The organism is Ammoniphilus sp. YIM 78166, from assembly GCF_004522215.1.
Taxonomy (GTDB): Bacteria; Bacillota; Bacilli; order Aneurinibacillales; family RAOX-1; genus YIM-78166.
Map to the genome: position 1 here is coordinate 357,155 of NZ_SDLR01000005.1, position 16,137 is coordinate 373,291.

Annotated in this window: 21 protein-coding genes; 7 read left to right on the forward strand and 14 right to left on the reverse strand. The window is 46.1% G+C overall.

The features are described from left to right. Window positions 1–27 precede the first annotated feature (27 nt). The 3 genes from EIZ58_RS22905 to EIZ58_RS22915 all read left to right on the forward strand — a co-directional run bounded on the left by EIZ58_RS22905 (window position 28) and on the right by EIZ58_RS22915 (window position 2,943). Window positions 28–1,644 (forward strand): PucR family transcriptional regulator, encoded by a 1,617-nt coding sequence (locus EIZ58_RS22905; RefSeq protein WP_134703239.1) that lies wholly within the window; start codon window positions 28–30, stop codon window positions 1,642–1,644. Window positions 1,645–1,920: 276 nt separating this feature from the next. Beyond that, entirely contained in the window at window positions 1,921–2,277 is a 357-nt protein-coding gene (locus EIZ58_RS22910; RefSeq protein WP_134703240.1) for a YhjD family protein, read from the forward strand. A 63-nt stretch (window positions 2,278–2,340) separates the two neighbouring features. Next, the gene (locus tag EIZ58_RS22915) at window positions 2,341–2,943 is read left to right on the forward strand and encodes a hypothetical protein (protein WP_167577902.1); all 603 of its coding nucleotides are present in this window, start codon (window positions 2,341–2,343) and stop codon (window positions 2,941–2,943) included. Window positions 2,944–3,000: 57 nt separating this feature from the next. On the opposite strand, the gene EIZ58_RS22920 is transcribed toward EIZ58_RS22915, so the two are convergent. Together EIZ58_RS22920 and EIZ58_RS22925 are read right to left on the reverse strand one after the other, a co-directional pair. After that, on the reverse strand, window positions 3,001–4,374 hold the full coding sequence (locus EIZ58_RS22920) for a putrescine aminotransferase (RefSeq protein WP_240689336.1): 1,374 nt from the start codon (window positions 4,372–4,374) through the stop codon (window positions 3,001–3,003). Between the two features lie 110 nt (window positions 4,375–4,484). After that, the gene (locus EIZ58_RS22925; protein WP_134703245.1) at window positions 4,485–4,991 is read right to left on the reverse strand and encodes a hypothetical protein; all 507 of its coding nucleotides are present in this window, start codon (window positions 4,989–4,991) and stop codon (window positions 4,485–4,487) included. 253 nt (window positions 4,992–5,244) lie between these two features. On the opposite strand from EIZ58_RS22925, the gene EIZ58_RS22930 reads away from it, so the two are divergent. The 4 genes from EIZ58_RS22930 (at window position 5,245) to EIZ58_RS22945 (ending at window position 8,454) form a co-directional block, all read left to right on the forward strand. Next, window positions 5,245–6,450: an ROK family protein gene (locus EIZ58_RS22930; RefSeq protein ID WP_134703247.1), complete on the forward strand. Its 1,206-nt coding sequence runs from the start codon at window positions 5,245–5,247 to the stop codon at window positions 6,448–6,450. A 13-nt stretch (window positions 6,451–6,463) separates the two neighbouring features. Continuing rightward, window positions 6,464–7,042 (forward strand): chromate transporter, encoded by a 579-nt coding sequence (locus EIZ58_RS22935; protein ID WP_240689338.1) that lies wholly within the window; start codon window positions 6,464–6,466, stop codon window positions 7,040–7,042. Further along, a complete protein-coding gene (locus tag EIZ58_RS22940) occupies window positions 7,043–7,573 on the forward strand; it encodes a chromate transporter (RefSeq protein WP_134703250.1) in 531 nt (176 codons plus the stop codon). It abuts the gene before it with no gap. A 170-nt stretch (window positions 7,574–7,743) separates the two neighbouring features. Then, complete coding sequence (locus tag EIZ58_RS22945; protein WP_134703251.1) at window positions 7,744–8,454, forward strand: DUF421 domain-containing protein; 711 nt, start codon at window positions 7,744–7,746, stop codon at window positions 8,452–8,454. A 119-nt stretch (window positions 8,455–8,573) separates the two neighbouring features. On the opposite strand, the gene EIZ58_RS22955 is transcribed toward EIZ58_RS22945, so the two are convergent. The 12 genes from EIZ58_RS22955 to grdA form a co-directional block, all read right to left on the reverse strand. After that, the gene (locus EIZ58_RS22955; RefSeq protein ID WP_134703253.1) at window positions 8,574–8,813 is read right to left on the reverse strand and encodes a YiaA/YiaB family inner membrane protein; all 240 of its coding nucleotides are present in this window, start codon (window positions 8,811–8,813) and stop codon (window positions 8,574–8,576) included. Between the two features lie 169 nt (window positions 8,814–8,982). After that, window positions 8,983–9,255: a DUF4242 domain-containing protein gene (locus EIZ58_RS22960; protein WP_134703254.1), complete on the reverse strand. Its 273-nt coding sequence runs from the start codon at window positions 9,253–9,255 to the stop codon at window positions 8,983–8,985. A 200-nt stretch (window positions 9,256–9,455) separates the two neighbouring features. After that, a complete protein-coding gene (locus EIZ58_RS22965; RefSeq protein ID WP_134703256.1) occupies window positions 9,456–9,710 on the reverse strand; it encodes a hypothetical protein in 255 nt (84 codons plus the stop codon). Between the two features lie 166 nt (window positions 9,711–9,876). Continuing rightward, the gene (locus EIZ58_RS22970; protein WP_167577903.1) at window positions 9,877–10,611 is read right to left on the reverse strand and encodes a serine/threonine protein kinase; all 735 of its coding nucleotides are present in this window, start codon (window positions 10,609–10,611) and stop codon (window positions 9,877–9,879) included. A gap of 14 nt (window positions 10,612–10,625) precedes the next feature. Continuing rightward, window positions 10,626–10,808 (reverse strand): hypothetical protein, encoded by a 183-nt coding sequence (locus EIZ58_RS22975; RefSeq protein ID WP_134703260.1) that lies wholly within the window; start codon window positions 10,806–10,808, stop codon window positions 10,626–10,628. Window positions 10,809–10,915: 107 nt separating this feature from the next. Further along, window positions 10,916–11,284, reverse strand: coding sequence for a DMT family transporter (locus EIZ58_RS22980; RefSeq protein ID WP_134703261.1), 369 nt, complete (start codon window positions 11,282–11,284; stop codon window positions 10,916–10,918). A 77-nt stretch (window positions 11,285–11,361) separates the two neighbouring features. Next, window positions 11,362–11,562: a hypothetical protein gene (locus tag EIZ58_RS22985; RefSeq protein ID WP_134703262.1), complete on the reverse strand. Its 201-nt coding sequence runs from the start codon at window positions 11,560–11,562 to the stop codon at window positions 11,362–11,364. Window positions 11,563–11,632: 70 nt separating this feature from the next. After that, window positions 11,633–12,835 carry a choline dehydrogenase gene (locus tag EIZ58_RS22990; protein ID WP_134703264.1) on the reverse strand — a complete coding sequence of 401 codons (1,203 nt, stop codon included), beginning with the start codon at window positions 12,833–12,835 and terminating at the stop codon, window positions 11,633–11,635. Window positions 12,836–12,855: 20 nt separating this feature from the next. Continuing rightward, a complete protein-coding gene (locus tag EIZ58_RS22995) occupies window positions 12,856–13,191 on the reverse strand; it encodes a thioredoxin family protein (protein WP_134703266.1) in 336 nt (111 codons plus the stop codon). Continuing rightward, a complete protein-coding gene (gene grdC, locus EIZ58_RS23000; protein ID WP_134703268.1) occupies window positions 13,179–14,642 on the reverse strand; it encodes a glycine/sarcosine/betaine reductase complex component C subunit beta in 1,464 nt (487 codons plus the stop codon). The genes EIZ58_RS22995 and grdC overlap by 13 nt, the downstream gene beginning before the upstream one ends. 13 nt (window positions 14,643–14,655) lie before the next feature. Continuing rightward, the gene (trxB, locus tag EIZ58_RS23005; protein ID WP_134703270.1) at window positions 14,656–15,618 is read right to left on the reverse strand and encodes a thioredoxin-disulfide reductase; all 963 of its coding nucleotides are present in this window, start codon (window positions 15,616–15,618) and stop codon (window positions 14,656–14,658) included. Between the two features lie 55 nt (window positions 15,619–15,673). After that, the gene (gene grdA / locus EIZ58_RS23010; RefSeq protein WP_134703271.1) at window positions 15,674–16,135 is read right to left on the reverse strand and encodes a glycine/sarcosine/betaine reductase complex selenoprotein A; all 462 of its coding nucleotides are present in this window, start codon (window positions 16,133–16,135) and stop codon (window positions 15,674–15,676) included. Between the last annotated feature and the right edge of the window lie 2 nt (window positions 16,136–16,137).

The following is a 16,137-nucleotide window of genomic DNA, read 5'->3' on the forward strand; positions in this document are numbered from 1 at the left end:
TTTTACGCTTAAGGAGAGAAGATAAACGTGCATACAGCCTTAGCATTAGACGTCAGCGAGATCCTGAGCCGTCCCATTTTTAAGAATGCCAAGCTCGTTGCGGGTCACAAGGGGTTGAAGCGCCGGGTTCGTTGGGTTCATGTCTTAGAGACAACAGAAGTCGAAACCTTAATCCACGGGGAAGAAATGATCCTTACTACAGGGATCGGGTTTTCGACCGATATGGAATCTTGCTTAACCTATTTGAGGGAATTAATCGAGTCCAACGCCTCATGCTTGTGTATTGAGATGGGAAAATATTTTCGCGAGGTTCCGCAGGAAATGATGGACATCGCCAACGAATACGATTTCCCTATCATCATTTTTCCAGAGGTCGTACGGTTTGTGGATATCACCCAGGACTTGCACTCTTCTCTTATTCATCACCATTTTCAACGCCTTCACGATTTAGAAAAAATATCAAGAGAATTTCATCGACTCACCCTGACCTCCCAAGGAACACAACACGTGTTAAGACTGCTCTACCAAAGCAGCCACATGCAGGTAGTTTACTATCCATTGCAAGGACCGGCCGCCTTTGTCCCTGCTATGAATCCTAGCGAACAGGAGGCTTTGCTGGCATTTATCCAGAAACATCGTGATCTCTCCGGCCAGACAGGGGAATGGAAATATAAGGACCAGAACCTGCTCTTGCAGCCGGTCGGTGCCATGGGTCAGACCTGGGCTTACATTGGGATCCTCAGCGATCATCCGTTCGACGAATTTGGTTATCTGATCCTCGATTCCGCCTCCATTTCCATCGCACAGGAATTAATGAGGAAACGTTATTTGGAAGAAAGAAAAGCCCATGCTGAAAATCTATGGGTCAATGATCTCTTAAACAATCAGATGAAGCATGAGGATCAATTAAGAGCCTTACTAGGTGGCGATTATCATAAATTGAATCAAACTCCTTACTATGTCTGTATAATTGCCTTGCCCCAGACGGAGGATATGATGGAGTCGATTCAATTCCATTTTTCCGCCCTGCTACGTTCAGTGTTTAAGCAGCATTTTTTTGAACCCCTCATCACGATCAAAAATAACCGCATGAACGTCATTGCCCATGATTTAGGAACGAAAGTCCCTCCAAAGCAAAGACTTAGCCACGTGTTCCATACTTTACAGACCATTAATGGAGATCAAAAGCTGCAGCATCAACCATTGCGAATTGGTGTGGGCGGCCTGTACACCCAGTTTCATAACGCGCATCTAAGTTATCAGGAAGCTTCTCAAGCACTACTCATGTATCCCTATTGGGAAGAAGAGATCGTCTTTTACGACGATCTGGGCGTTTACCAATTATTATTAACCCTTCGCGAAGGAAACGCGTTAGAGGGCTTTATACAAAAACATCTGGGACCCTTAATTAAAGAAGATCAATCTAAAGGCAGCGCATTATTGGATACTTTAAAGGCTTACCTGGCACAAAACTGTTCCAAACAAGCCACCGCCCAAAAGCTCTCCATTGTTAGGCAATCGCTCTATTATCGCTTGGAGAAAATAAACGATTTACTTGGCTATGACTTAACCTCGCCGGAAAGACGTATTACCTTGGAAGTCGCTTTACTGGCGTACCGTTTCTACCATACGGAAAAAGGGTGACCCCTAGGGTCCCCTCTTAGTGGAAAAAGTCCATCTATTTGAAATAGATGGTCTAGTTTTGATCCATTTAATTGTCTTTTCTCCAACTATCTTTAATTACACTCCCTATTTTATCGGATTCCAGCCCTTTAAGTGGAATTTTACCATCTATTGACACTTGCATCGTGACCGTCATCTTCAATAAGTGGAACTTTTCCATCTACTACAAAATAAAAGTTTAAATTTCTCCATCCTCATCATATAATAAGAACATAAGTTCCTATTATGAGGTGTACCATGAAATTCCCATCTGAACAAGAGCAAGGCTTCATTCTTCAATACATCGTGCTCCCCTTGCTGCTTACCGTACTGGAACGGGATAAGAAAATCATCCTGAACACCCCACTTAAGATTAAGGCTCCTTACCTGAGCTTGTTTGACTTCACAATAAAGACAGTCGAGCAATCCGTACATCACAATCGCAAGACCCTTCGGCTTCATGGGATCAAGGTCTATTCCCAGAAAAGAACAGAGAAAGGGATTGAGGTAAGATATCTGTACCATGGCTATCAACATCTTTTTCAACCGAGCTGGGATACCTTGAGAATGAGGGTAAGCGAGATGATGGAGCGCATATGGTCAAATCTTCCATAGTCAACACATTCCAATACCTGTAGAATTAGGGTATATATACCATAAACTTGTGAGGGATCGATGGTGTTGAATCGCTGGAAATCTGTTATTACAAAGAGAAAATCGGCAATCACTACCTCAAGCCTACTATTCTTAGTGGTGGTCGTTGGGTGGAGTGCACAAAACTTTTTGCTTAGCCTATTAAATCAGACCTTCATTCAGGCGGAGCATGAATTCGTTTATGACTCCAGCATCCTGGATGGCATAGAGGATCAAAGAAAATTCAGACAAACGATAGCAGAGGCTCATACTTTTCTTAATGAGACCGTAGGCTGGAACCGAGTGAAAAGTCTGGAGTTGGTTAATAGCAGCAGACCTCAAGAGGGCGGAGAGCCTAATTTAACAAACCTAGAGATTAACGCTCAACTTCAGCACCTTGCTTATGCCTTGCAACCCTATGCTGAGCAAACCCATCACGACAAACTTGCTAAGGATTTGAATGAAGTCTTAGGCTTAATTGCAAAATCAGCCAGTAGCCCAGATTGGATACAGACTGCTGATCTGATTCGTCTTCACCGCATGTTGCACGATCTGGATTATTGGGTCTTCAATTATCAGGAACGGTATACCACTTTTAGAGCGGACTATTGGGGAGTCACCCGATTAGGAGAGAGCTTACGAAGGTAAAGCAAAAAAAATGAGGCTGACCCGGAATACTTCTTGGGATCAGCCTCTTCTCTCTAGTTATCTAACCGTCTTGGATAATTGCCCCAATCCTTTTTCAATACAAGCCAGCACATAATCCAGCTGCTCGTACGATACAACAGCAGGGGGTTCTAAGCGAATCACGGTTGCATTGTTAATCGTTCCACTAACCAATATCTTCTTGCTGAACAAGTGTTTAGCTAACGAATAACCAAGGGTGTTGTTCGTAAATTCCAGTCCAATTAAGAGACCGATCCCACGCACATCTGCTAAAACATCCGGATAGAGCGTTTGCATTTCTTTAAGTGAAACCAACAGGTAGTCTCCTTTTTCTTTGGCTTGCTTTGGAATATCCTCTTCTAGGATCGTCTGAATTCCTGCTACCGCCCCCGCACAGCAGAGCGGGTTCCCCCCGAAGGTAGAAGACCCTAGCAGAAAAGGATTTTCCTCCATTTTGCTCCACCACTTCTTTTTCGCGACCATCGCCGCAATCGGCATCACCCCACCGCCTAGTGCCTTCCCGAGTGTCATGATATCCGGCACGACATTCCAATGATCAACCCCAAACAAGGTTCCGGTCCTGCCCATGCCGGTTTGGACCTCATCGACAATTAAGAGACATTCATATCGATCGCAAATCTCGCGAAGACGAGGGAAGTAATCATCCGGTGGAATATTCACCCCCCCTTCTCCTTGGATCGGTTCTACAATTACCCCTGCAACGGTCTCTCCCGTGGCGATTAGCATACGGATGACCTGCTCGACGGCGTCAGCATCTCCGAACGGTACATGCTGAAAACCGGGTACAAGCGGATAATAGGGTTCACGGAACGTCGATTTGCCAGAAGCGGACAACGATCCCATCGTTTTTCCGTGGAAGCCTTTCTCCATCGAAATGAAGCATCGCTTACCGGTGGCCAATCGGGCGAGCTTTAGAGCCATTTCGTTGGCTTCGGTTCCACAATTGACGAGATAGCTGTGCTGCAGATCACCCGGGGTAATATACGCTAGCAGTTTGGATAAGTACCCGCGTAAAGGATCCACCATCTCTTGGCTGTGCAAGGCATACCGCTTGATTTGGGCTTCGACGGCTTGGACAACTCTAGGATTTCGATGACCGAGAAGAAACACTCCGTACCCTCCTAGGCAATCGATATATTCATCGCCCATCGTATCCCGAAAGACCGCACCCTCCCCTTCCCACTCTACAACAGAGTAATCCGTCGAAACCGACTTGCGGTGAGCCAGAATCGCCTTGGTTACATGATTTTCAAAATTCTCGATGGAATCCGTAACTATTTTCCTTTTCTGCACGACACTCAGGGTCTCACTTTGAATAAACTCTAGAATCTCCTTAGCTAAATCCAGCGATTCCTCTGTTGATTTGCGTTGCAAATCTATCACCCTTTTCATGGGAGTACTTTCTCATACAACTATATATATTCCGGATTTGTCCACTCTATGATTTTCAAGCCAAATAGGCTGCCAGTTCAAACCGGCAGCCAACTCTCTACGATAATGGTTCACTTATAAAAATAAGGATCCACAAACCAGCTTAAATTCACTTTTTCTTTGATGCCAAGGGTCTTTACAATCTCGTTCTCCGACCATGGTACGAGCGTCCAGCCACGCTTCCTTGTATCCTCCGCAAACTGTTGAACAAACTCTTTCACCCGCTCGGGCTGCGTATGAAGCATATCTCGATGTGCTACCAGCATCCATATCTGCTGATCGGGATCTTGAGCACCGGATAATGCTACGATGGGGGCACCATTTACATATCGATCTATAGCAAGCTCAATCCTCACATATCCATAGTCAAGGGAACGCTCGATCACCTTCTGTAAGATGGTGGCCTCGTCCAGCAACATTGCGGCTTGGGTATTTCCTTGAACAAACAGAAGAGAATCCATAGGGACGCCAATCCCTTTGATTTCTATCTCTTGCTTATCCTCAGTACAGCCTCCTGCTATTAACAAAAAGGACAGTAACAAGCCTATCTTCAACCATCGTTTTTTATACTTAGCCATCGAATCGCCCACCTCAAATACCAAGTAATCCACTATGCATTATTGGTAGTTTCATTTTCCTCTAATTTGCTCCACCGGTCAATATCCCTAAAGCTTTTACCCATTTTTATAAAAAGGTTTAATTCCAAGTGGAAAATAAGGAAATAAGCCCCACTCTAGTTCCCTAAAAAAGGGTAGCAGAATAATATCTTTTGCTCATTTTGGGTAAAAGTGTTATAGTAAGGGAAAGAACATCGGGAGTAAGGAGCTCTTTATGATCCCTCTTTTTAAAGATTCTTCTCAAAAGATTAATAATTTAAAACAACTCTATAGCCTAATTCATAAACATGGTCCGATTACGAAAGGCTCCTTAGTTGAACTATCAGGTCTTAAGCAGAGTACTTGCGCAAGGCTGATTGAAGAGCTATTGGAGGAAGATGCGATCCTGGAGAGTGGTCTTGCTGAGTCCAGCGGCGGACGCAAACCCCTTACCTATCAGATTAATCCGCGACTGTTCTATCTCATAGGGATCGATATCTCTCGTATTTATTCCAAAATTCTGTTGATGGACCTAGACCTTTCCGTTCTTGGCGAAGCTAGAATGTCCATGCGAGAAAACAGTACGCCTGAGTTAACGATCGACTGGATTCAAGCGGAAGTGACCCGCCTTTTGGAGAAGCACCAGATTCCTCTTTCCTCCGTTCTAGGTCTGGGAATCGGAGCTGTCGGCCCATTGAATCGGGAAACCGGGATGATCACGAATCCTTCGAACTTCCCTTCTATAGGCTGGAGGAATGTCCCTATTTGCCAGATCCTTGGCGATTATTTTGACCGCCCCGTGCTATTGGATAATGGGGCCAACACGGCTGTACTGGGAGAATATAGGTATGGGTTCTGGACGGAAGCGGACAGCATGGTTTACAACATTACAGGGGTGGGGATTCGCTGTGGGACCTTAGCCAATGGCCAGGTCATCCGGGGACCCGTGGATATGGAAGGAGCGTATGGGCATATGACCGTTGATATCCATGGCAAAAAGTGTACGTGCGGAAGATATGGCTGTCTCAATGCCTACTCCACTACCTTAGCGATTCAGGAAGAAGTCATGCAACGTCTTAAGAGGGGACATCCTTCCCTGCTAAGAAATAAAGGGCTTGACGTTGAACATATCGAGTTCACGGAGATTTGCGCAGCTGTTAAAGAACAAGATCCTCTCTGCTGCGAAGTCGTCCACGAGGCTGCTTATTATTATGGGATTGGCCTTGCGAACATGATGGTCCTTTTGCACCCGAATCTCGTAGTCCTTGGAGGGGCACTCGTGACGGAAATGGATTACTTTTATGATGTAACAACCCAAACCGCGAAGGAAAAGCTGGGTTTCTATCCAGATTATCCTATTCATTTCAGCCGGGGAAGGTTAGGGGAAAATGCAATAGCAGTTGGCGCAGGAAGTATGGTTTTTGAATCTTGCTTAAGGTAGGTGATCCTTGATGATGATTTGGAAGATTTTCTGTACGTTCTTCATGCTAGGACCGGCTACCTTCGGTGGGGGCTATGCCATGATTCCTTTACTGGAAAGAGCAATTATTGAAAAGAACAGATGGATGAAAAAAGAGGAGGTCACGGATGTGCTAGCCGTCTCCCAAACCGCACCAGGTTCGGTTGCCGTGAATGCCGCAACCTTTATCGGATATCGTTTGGCAGGTCCATGGGGGGCCCTTGCAGCCACTGTCGGCATCATCCTGCCCACTTTTATCATTATCCTCATCCTGACCACCCTGTTCCTGAGTGTGCAGCATTCCCCCTTAGTGCAAGCGGCCTTTTTAGGCATACGACCAGCGATCGTGGCACTCATCCTGTATGCGGCGTACCGAACGGCAAAAACCTCGATTCTGGATAAAACAACGGCTGCCGTAGCCGGGATCGTCTTGCTGATTTTATTATTGTCTTCCATCCATCCGATGTTTGTCATTCTTTTCGGAGGACTTATTGGGGCTTTATTTTTCAAGAAAGAACCACCCGAAAACAAGAGGAAGCTGGATCTAGATTACTATATGGGAGCAGGCATTTAAATGTGGTGGGAACTTTTTATCTCGTTCTTTAAAATTGGCTTTCTTTCTTTCGGCGGCGGCTATGCCATGATTCCCATCATCGAATATGAGGTACTCAAACACGGCTGGCTTACCTCTCAGCAGTTTACCGATGTGATTGCCGTCGCGGGAATGTCACCCGGGCCGATCGCGACCAACAGCGTCATTTTTGTAGGGTACAAAATGGGGGGGATTTTCGGCGCCATTCTCTCCACTCTCGCCATCTCCCTCCCGTCGCTCATTTCGGTCTTTCTTATCGCTGTTTTATTTCATCGGATTCAGCATCATCATCGCTTTTACTCGGCCTTTTATATCCTAAGACCTGTCATTACGGGATTGATTGCCTATGCAGCAGTCCGCTTTGCTATCAATAATGGAATTATTAGCTACTCTATCGATTTTACCGCTATTCTGATCATGATCGGTTCCGTCCTCCTTCTCCTCTTTACGAAGCTTCACCCCGCCTTTCTCATTGTCATGGCAGGAGTGGCAGGAATTTGTTTCTACTATTAAAAAAAAAACCCAACGGTTGCCGTTGGGTTTTTTTGACTTAGTTGTCCTCTCAGGCCGACTTCATTTCGTGATTGTTGTCCTGAGTCTTGTATAGGTTGAATTGGAAAAATAGGATAGACATTAGGATTTTTCTAATACTAAATATAAATAAACAGCAATTAGGTGATTCGATGTCTGATTTTTTGGAAGTAGCCTTGCGGACCATCGGGGGCTTCGTATTATTTATGCTTGTAGCTCGAGCGCTAGGAAAACAAACCATATCCCAGATGACTCTCCATGACTTTATCGCCGCAATCTCTCTAGGAGCAATTATTGGCAACCTAACCTTCAACCTTAAGATTGAGGCTAAATATATTGTCACCGCATTTATTATTTTTGGTACTATCTCCTATTTTGCCACAATTGCATCTAGAAAAAGCCGCAAGATGAGAAAATGGCTATCCGGAGCCCCCACAGTTCTGATACAGGAAGGCCAAATTTTAGAAGGAAATATGAAAAAGATCAACTACACCTTGGACTATCTAAATCAGGCGCTAAGAGAAAAAGATATTTTTGATATCGAAGAGGTTGAATATTGTACCTTAGAGAGTGACGGACATATCTCGGTACTTAAGAAATTTCCTTACCGCACTCTGACTAAACAGGACATCGGGATATTCGTATCCCATCCATCCTCCTTCCCCGTTGAGTTAATAATGGATGGTCAAATTATTGATAAAAATTTAGTTGAAAATCAGCTATCTAAAGAATGGCTATTCAATGAGATCGAGAACCGCGGAGTAGCCTTATCCGATATTTGTTATGCTGTCAGAGGAACGAACAAGCAGCTTTACTTTGATTTCTATCAGGATCAGATTAGTAACCCTATTGATCAAGAATAGAAGATCCGGCCTGCGTCAATGAAAACAATCCGGTCAGCGATTTCGCGGGCAAAATCCATCTCATGGGTAATGAGCAGAATCGTACGCCTTCGCAATGGCTTAAAAAATGAAAGCTTTACTTATTGGTGATCTTCTTTGACGGCTGGCTCGTAATCCGCGTCCTCCTGATTATCCCGAATGACCTTTTGCAAAACAAAGGAGCTAAAAATCAAAAACAACCCTGTGACGCTATAGTACCCTTTCTCCACAAGTGGAGCGTCCATGTTATAGATTCCAATGAAGAAAAAAGCGCAAGCCAAGCTAAACGCAGCCCAAGCTAGAAAAGTAAACGCAGATGTATTCCGTACACGTTTTTTCATTGATTTCGTTCTCCTCTTTTTAGAGAATTATGATTCTAAAAAGAGTGTATCAACGAAACGAGCAGGCGAAAAGTACCAACAATTCTTGGTACCCCCTGCTAGCACCTACTTTGAATCATTACGTGAAATCAAAATAAGCCTGTCCACAAGGAACAGGCTTCCCATACTTTTACCCGGCTGTAGTCGGATCAATGATATTGCGTACTTCTGACACTTGGTCTGCCGGAAATCCCCCGCGTTCGGCATGTTCTTTGATAAGCTCGGCACTAGGTGCGATATACACACAGTACACGGTATCATCCGTAACGTAGCTGTTGACCCATTGAATTTCAGGACCAAGCTCTCGAAGCACCCCTACCGATTTTTGCGAGATCGCTCTTAAATCATCTGAGCTTAAGTTTCCTGCATTCGGGATTTTACGTTCAATAACATACTTTGGCATTCGTATACCTCCCCCTTGTTTTCGACTTATTTTTATTGCAATTACGATGCCAACTAACAAATTTGGGTAAATCTAGGTATGTTCATTTTATTTTGAGATGAAGATGTTCCGATTCGGAACACTAATGTTCGAATTTAACACAGATTAAAAGAAGCAGCCTAACCTCCTTGTGAGGCCGACTGCTCTGACACAGCATAAATTTAAAAGAAGAAGAAGAAAGGGAAGAAAAAGGGAAGCGGGAAGAAAAAGAAGGGGAAGAACGGCGGGATGAGGCTGGATTTCGCTCCAGAGGGACGGGGGCCGACTTGTCGCATAACGAGAAAATTCCCTTTGATCCCGACCACTTCCATGCGGTATTTTCTACCCCTGGAGTCGCTAATCGTGAGTCTCTTTCCCTTTAATTGATTCACAATACTTCTCATTTTCCTCATTTGTTCGGCTGTTGGCTTTTTCATTTGGGTCCTCCTTTCCTTATGAATCTACTACTATTATATTAACCTGACATAGCAAAGGATTGGACGCCTTTCATGTAATCTTTCTATATGCTCTTCTCCCTTCGAACGAATCTTTACTCGCATTTTATTACAATACTAGCCTTCTCGTTCATAGAGAAGGCCAGCTTCATTCTAAAGCACTCGCAAGTTCAGCGCTTAATTCTCTGATATCACGATACGGAGTATCAAGCCCAAATAACCGACGAATGATTCTCCTCGTGATAGGATGGATACGCAGCTCTTCCTCCCAGCTCTTACTTTTCTTTTGTATCGGAACGTATGTAGAATATAGAAGGAATAGAAGGAAGTGAGCGATATCCTGAAAATCTCGTTTCACATCCTTATCGTTCATTACCTTGGCTAAGCCGAAATCAATTAACTTTAACTCCTCATTCTCGTCCATGATCACGTTGGGGACGCGCAGATCTCGATGGGAGATTCCATTTTGATAAAGGTAGTCGAAAATGCAAAGCAATTGTTGAAGAATGAACAGCGCCTGCCGTTCGGAATACTCCCTTCCCTCTATGAAAATCAGTTCTTCAAAGTTCTTTCCTTCCATATATTCCATCGCAAAGAAGAAATGGCCGTCGAAATTGAAACGCTGATAGAAGCGCGGGATCGACGGATGATCGAGCTGTTGTAAAAGGGAGGTTTCGGATGAATAGGCCTGCATCCCTTTTTTCGTGTTTTTTTTGCTAGGCTTGACTTGCTTGACGACACAGAGCTTGCCATCTCTTTGATCCTGGCTTAGATACGTGATACCGTAACTGCCGATTCCGAGTACGTTCAAAAGTTCATACCCTTGAACAATCGTTCCGCAAGGATACGAGCGATCTAGCATTCTCTCCCATATCCGCTTCATCCACCGCATCCCTGCTAGCTGCTAAAAAAGCTGGAGTGCTTTTTCTTCTTGTAATGAGATTTTCCATAATAAGAGTGTCCCTGACCGTAAGGCCTTCTCCCTTTACGATAATCGCTGCTGCTGTATTTGTAATATTTGTTAGAGGTCTTCATTCCTAGCATTTTGTACAAGAGCTTCTTCACCAATTTCCCAATCATCTGATCCCCTCCTGTTTATCCTGGTAGCTTATTTATACCTTAAAATGTCCCTGCTTAGAAGAGGAAAAAAGTAAAAGCTACTATCACCTAAGCGATACCAGCTTGATTCATTTATTCAAGACTTTCTCTATCAATACTTCAGTAGGTGGAGTAGCTTTATCCCCATTGCTCACATTCAAGCCTACAACACCCGCAATGATCATCAGGATGGAGACCAATTTAAGGAAGGTAAAGCTCTCTTTAAACCATAGGATTCCTATGGTTGCAATCAGCGCTGTACCGACTCCGGACCATATGGCGTAAGCTACACTGACATCAATAGTCTTCAAGGCGAGTGTTAATAGGGTAAGGCTTAGCGCGTAAAGAACAAACATCAGAAGAGAAGGAAGCAACTTGGTAAAGCCATGCGATAGCTTCATCGCTGTTGTGCCCGAAACCTCGGTAAGAATAGCTAAAATCAGGTAAACAAAGCTCATCGTGCATCCGTCCTATTCACAGGCTTCTAACCTTAATTAAAAATTTATTAAACATTCATAATAAATAAAATAATAAGCTATTTATTCCAGATTGTCAATCGCTCATGTGCGGGGAATTGTGAAAGGATGGCTTGGTATTCCTGATTTAGTTGGTTAACTTCACCGGTAAGGCGGATCACGTTGCAATCTGATTCACCATGCAGGATTTTTAAGTGGTAGATTTTTTCCTTGCGATGCGCGATTTCCTTCTTTAAATGAATGACTTGATAAAGGTACATCCATAGTCTCCTTTCTTAAGTCAAAAGCTCAACGGTCGTGGATTCCCACCGTCGAGCTTTCTCCTTTTTTTTAAACGGTTGATGGTTCGAGGTTAAAGCAACGTCGGTAAACCCATTCATATCCTTTGACATTGATGTCTCGGGGATTGCCGATCGTTTGCGGATCACGATACGCTTCTTCTGCCAAACGCGGAATCATTTCCGCTGGCACCCCCTGTTGCTCGAGCGTTGGAATCTGCACATCCTTCACCAAGCGATAGACCTCGCGTACTGCCGCTTTGGCTGCTTCCTCCTGGTTCATCCCATGGATGTTCACACCTAAAGCTTGGGCAATGCGCGCGAACTTTTCCGGCTCGCCCATCCAATTGTACTCCATCACGGGCCCTAGCATCGCGGCTACACATGGACCATGCGCGACCGGGATGATGCCGCCTAGAGTCTGCGCCATAGCGTGGGCGGCTCCTGCCGATTCGCTTCCATAGGATAAGCCAGCCAGCATCGCGGCTTTGGCCATTCCATATCGGGCTTCGATATCCTGGCCGTTGGAAACGGCTCGGCGAAGATACTTGGAAACATATTCCATCGCGAGCAAGGCAACCGCATCCGTCATCGGCTGCGCGTAATGGCAGGTATAGCATTCAATGGCGTGGGACAGCGCATCGATTCCTGTTCCTGCGGTAATATGTGCGGGCATGGAGACATGAAGCTCTGGATCGATGATGGTCAAGTGAGCGGCAATGAGCGGACCACCCGTATTAAATTTAAATTCGCGAACTGGATCCGTGATCACAGCCCACTGTGTCACTTCACTTCCCGTTCCAGCTGTGGTCGGGATCGTGGTTAACGGAGGAATGCGCTTGGCCAATGGCTTTTTCCCTGGCGCCGCCTCATAATTTAGCACGGGCTCTCCATGTACGACCTCCACCCCAATGGCCTTAGCCGTATCCATGGAGCTTCCTCCGCCTACCGCGACCAAGCCATCGCAGCCTGTTTCCACATACATCGCCGTTCCCTTAGCTACTGTGTGGATCGATGGGTTGGGTTCGACTTGGTCATAGACCACAACATCGACGTCGCTTTCTTTTAAGCTTTTGATTACGCCTGCTGTTAAACCTACCTTTTGCACCCCCGGATCGGTAACCAGAAGCACGCGGGTGACGCCTAGGTTCTTGATTTGCTCGCCAGCCTGTTTAATAACCCCAATCCCATGGACGACCACCGTTGGCATTTCAAAGCTCTTTAATCTTCCCATACGCTCGAATCTCATATTCATAATCCGGTTCCCCCTCTTTATTAGTTTGTGTTAGCTGCGCTAGGCACATCTCGGATTAATTGCTCTACCGCTTCGATATCCACGTCTTTTCCGCTGAGTCGAGACACTTCTTTTCCGCTTTGGAACAAGAGGAAGGTCGGTAATCCGATCACTTTTAAGTCGATGCAGAGCCGCCGATTTTCGGCACTGTTGAGTTTGACCACTTTCACCTCATCGGCATATTTTTCAGAAAGCACTTCTACTGCAGGCATCAGCGCTAAGCAAGGCTCGCAGGAAGGCCCCCAAATATCGACCACCACCGGTTTTTCCGAATCAAGTACTTCCGCTTGGAAATTTTCTTTGTTTACAACTTGCATCCTTTATTCCCTCCCTTATTTTTTTCGAGTAGATAAGACATGCCGTCCGAGAGCTTCGTCATTTTCCCTAAGAATAAGCTTCCCTTCGCTACAAACATGGCCGTTTCAATTTCTCCATTCATGATCATGTCTCTGGCATGACCCATAAACGGAATGGCTGCGGCAATATGCCCTTGAGTCGGGGAAAAGCCTGGCATGCCGTGTTGGATCTCATAATTGCCTATCTCCGCTTTCTCCATTTCTCCACGGATCACCGCCATACTCGCCAGCGTTCGATAATTGGTTTTCGGTACATTCCCGTTTCCATTCGGTTCGGTGACTTCAGGGTTATGCATTTCCACGGCGAACTTATCGATATCGAGAATTGTCTTGCCAATCCGCTCCAGCGGCTCGACGACAAGCGATTGATAGATGGCCTGTGCAGACGATCCTGAGGCAATGCTATGCTTTCCAACTGCATCGAGTCGAACCACTGGACTTTTTCCGTCATCTTTTCCTACGAGGATGGCGATGGCGCCCATTTGGTCTTCGAGGATCGGCATCTGGTTTTTCAAGTGACCTGCGTACTTCATGCCCAACTTCGCTAAGCATCCACCCCCGATGACCAACACCTCATCATACAGTCCGGATTGAACCATGCTCGCCGCTACGACAATCGCATGGGCTGGTGCACAACAGAACGATTTGATATCGGAACCGCTGGCCTTCGTGCACCCCGCCAATTCGGCAATCGATTTGGCCATGTTGCCTCCGCCGCGCTGGTACCGATCGCCTACGGCTTCTTCATCGCAGCCGATCACATAATCAATCTCATGTGGCTTCACCGCAAAGGATCTCAACGCATGGCGCATAGCAACCACACCGGAGGCTTTATTGGAAAGGTTTTCAAGAATGATATGCCCGGCTAAATTCTCATCTTCCTCATGACCTGTAATCACGCAGCCAATCAATTGGGTCCGGTTGACATAAAGCGGTATTGTGTGGTGTTCGTTTTGAATACGATCTTCGATGACCGCTAGGCTGACCCCTTGGCCTAATCTCCCTAAATCGCTCGCTTCTATAAGAGGATGCTGTTCGAGCTTGAACTTGATTTCCGAGACGAACCCTTCTTCTAGCAAGACCAGATTGTATTCATCTGATATCTTTAACCAACCGTAAAATTCATCTTCTGGCATGATTTCGCCGCTCGGGCTAAACCGCTTCGCTTCTAGAACCTTGGACTGGTGCCAAGGCCCCTCTAGCTTTCTTAATTCATCCGGTCTCATGTTCCCGATAAACACTTGATTCGGCGGATAGGCTACGGCGGCCTCATAGCTCCGCAGGTGAGCATGGATCTGGTCGAGCAGCTCCGGATTTTTCTCTAGTTCTCGCATCGGCTTGGAGCCGTGGCGAACAAGACTCGGTGTATGAGTTAAAACAAAGGATGCCCCTTTAATTACTGGTGTGTTCATCTTAACCTCCGTCTTAAGCAGGGATTTCCTGCGTGCTTTGCTTTAATGCTTCTTCTAGATCCTCCACATAGTGCTGCGCACTTAAGGCCGCGATACTGCCATCCCCGGTCGCCGTGACTACTTGGCGGAGTGTTTTTTCCCGCACATCACCCGCGGCAAAAATCCCCGGCTTGCTGGTCTGCATCTGCTCATCGGTCGGGATATAGCCCGCCTCGTTGGTAATCCCTAAAGACTTGACGCTATCAGTAATCGGATCCATCCCTACGTAAATAAATACCCCGTCACAGTCATATTCGCTACTCTCTCCCGTGACGAGATCTCGGATTTGAACGCCCTTCACCAATCCATCCCCTTGAATTTCCTCGACCACATGATTCCAGATGATTTCAATTTTTGGATGTTCAAACGCACGATCCTGAATGATCTTCTGGGCCCGGAACTCATCCCGGCGGTGTATAATCGTGACCTTGGAAGCGAAGCGTGTGAGGAACAGGGCTTCTTCCACCGCTGAGTCCCCTCCCCCGACGACCACCAGCTCGAGATCTTGGAAAAAGGCTCCATCACAAACGGCACAATACGATACGCCTCTTCCAGCAAACTCCAGCTCTCCCGGGACGCCTAATTTTCGAGCGACCGCCCCGGTCGTCACGATGACAGCTTTCGCTTGAATCTCTTGGTTGGCGAGGACCACCGTTTTATAGGGATATCCGTCACGAATCTCGAGAATTTCTCCTCGCAGGTGTTCAGCATTAAATTTGAGCGCATGTTCATACATTTGCTTAGATAGCTCCGGACCTAGGATCGACGCAAACCCGGGATAGTTTTCAATTTCCTCGGTATTCACCATCTGACCGCCAGGCGTCCCCTTTTCAATCATCAGCGTGCTCATGTTGGCGCGGGCGGTATAAACGGCTGCCGTCATGCCAGCGGGTCCCGCACCTGCAATCACGACATCATACACTTTATCCATGCTCATCTTTAGATCCCCCCTATGAAATAGAAGGAAGGGGTGGGGCTCACCCCTTCGCTCGTTATAGAAACTTCGTCCGTGCGCTTTTCATCGCTTCGCAGATGGCGTCCTTATCTAGGGATAGTTCCATCAATCCAATTTCAGTTTCATAGATCGACGGATCTATCTGCTCTTTCATTTCATCTTCCAAAATGTGATAGACTTGCAAACCTAAAGCGACACCTGCTAGAGGACCGGCATACGTAGGGTCTCCTACCGTGACTGTTTCTGCATAGATATCGGCGCTATCCGCATCGGGCGAACCCAAGATGACCATGACGTTTTCTCTTCCATGCTCTTCGACTGCTTTTAATAAAGAACCTTGAACCTCAAGGTCCATTGCACCTGCGGCCGTTCAGACGAAGCACTGCGTATCCATGAATATGGTTTCGCCCCCGGCAGTGGCTACACAAGCCGCGATGGATGGAGCGGGTACCCCGTCACGTTCTCCTACAATAATGATTTTTTTTCCTTGAATCTTCATCT

Excerpts from the sequence above, each read along its gene's own strand:
- EIZ58_RS22910 (WP_134703240.1), top strand. The coding sequence starts at position 1,921 with ATGAAATTCCCATCTGAACAAGAGCAAGGCTTCATTCTTCAATACATC.
- EIZ58_RS22920 (WP_240689336.1), bottom strand. The coding sequence starts at position 4,374 with ATGAAAAGGGTGATAGATTTGCAACGCAAATCAACAGAGGAATCGCTG.
- EIZ58_RS22925 (WP_134703245.1), bottom strand. The coding sequence starts at position 4,991 with ATGGCTAAGTATAAAAAACGATGGTTGAAGATAGGCTTGTTACTGTCC.
- EIZ58_RS22930 (WP_134703247.1), top strand. The coding sequence starts at position 5,245 with ATGATCCCTCTTTTTAAAGATTCTTCTCAAAAGATTAATAATTTAAAA.
- EIZ58_RS22935 (WP_240689338.1), top strand. The coding sequence starts at position 6,464 with ATGATTTGGAAGATTTTCTGTACGTTCTTCATGCTAGGACCGGCTACC.
- EIZ58_RS22940 (WP_134703250.1), top strand. The coding sequence starts at position 7,043 with ATGTGGTGGGAACTTTTTATCTCGTTCTTTAAAATTGGCTTTCTTTCT.
- EIZ58_RS22945 (WP_134703251.1), top strand. The coding sequence starts at position 7,744 with ATGTCTGATTTTTTGGAAGTAGCCTTGCGGACCATCGGGGGCTTCGTA.
- EIZ58_RS22955 (WP_134703253.1), bottom strand. The coding sequence starts at position 8,813 with ATGAAAAAACGTGTACGGAATACATCTGCGTTTACTTTTCTAGCTTGG.
- EIZ58_RS22960 (WP_134703254.1), bottom strand. The coding sequence starts at position 9,255 with ATGCCAAAGTATGTTATTGAACGTAAAATCCCGAATGCAGGAAACTTA.
- EIZ58_RS22965 (WP_134703256.1), bottom strand. The coding sequence starts at position 9,710 with ATGAAAAAGCCAACAGCCGAACAAATGAGGAAAATGAGAAGTATTGTG.
- EIZ58_RS22970 (WP_167577903.1), bottom strand. The coding sequence starts at position 10,611 with ATGAAGCGGATATGGGAGAGAATGCTAGATCGCTCGTATCCTTGCGGA.
- EIZ58_RS22975 (WP_134703260.1), bottom strand. The coding sequence starts at position 10,808 with ATGATTGGGAAATTGGTGAAGAAGCTCTTGTACAAAATGCTAGGAATG.
- EIZ58_RS22980 (WP_134703261.1), bottom strand. The coding sequence starts at position 11,284 with ATGAGCTTTGTTTACCTGATTTTAGCTATTCTTACCGAGGTTTCGGGC.
- EIZ58_RS22985 (WP_134703262.1), bottom strand. The coding sequence starts at position 11,562 with ATGTACCTTTATCAAGTCATTCATTTAAAGAAGGAAATCGCGCATCGC.
- EIZ58_RS22990 (WP_134703264.1), bottom strand. The coding sequence starts at position 12,835 with ATGAATATGAGATTCGAGCGTATGGGAAGATTAAAGAGCTTTGAAATG.
- EIZ58_RS22995 (WP_134703266.1), bottom strand. The coding sequence starts at position 13,191 with ATGCAAGTTGTAAACAAAGAAAATTTCCAAGCGGAAGTACTTGATTCG.
- grdC (WP_134703268.1), bottom strand. The coding sequence starts at position 14,642 with ATGAACACACCAGTAATTAAAGGGGCATCCTTTGTTTTAACTCATACA.
- trxB (WP_134703270.1), bottom strand. The coding sequence starts at position 15,618 with ATGAGCATGGATAAAGTGTATGATGTCGTGATTGCAGGTGCGGGACCC.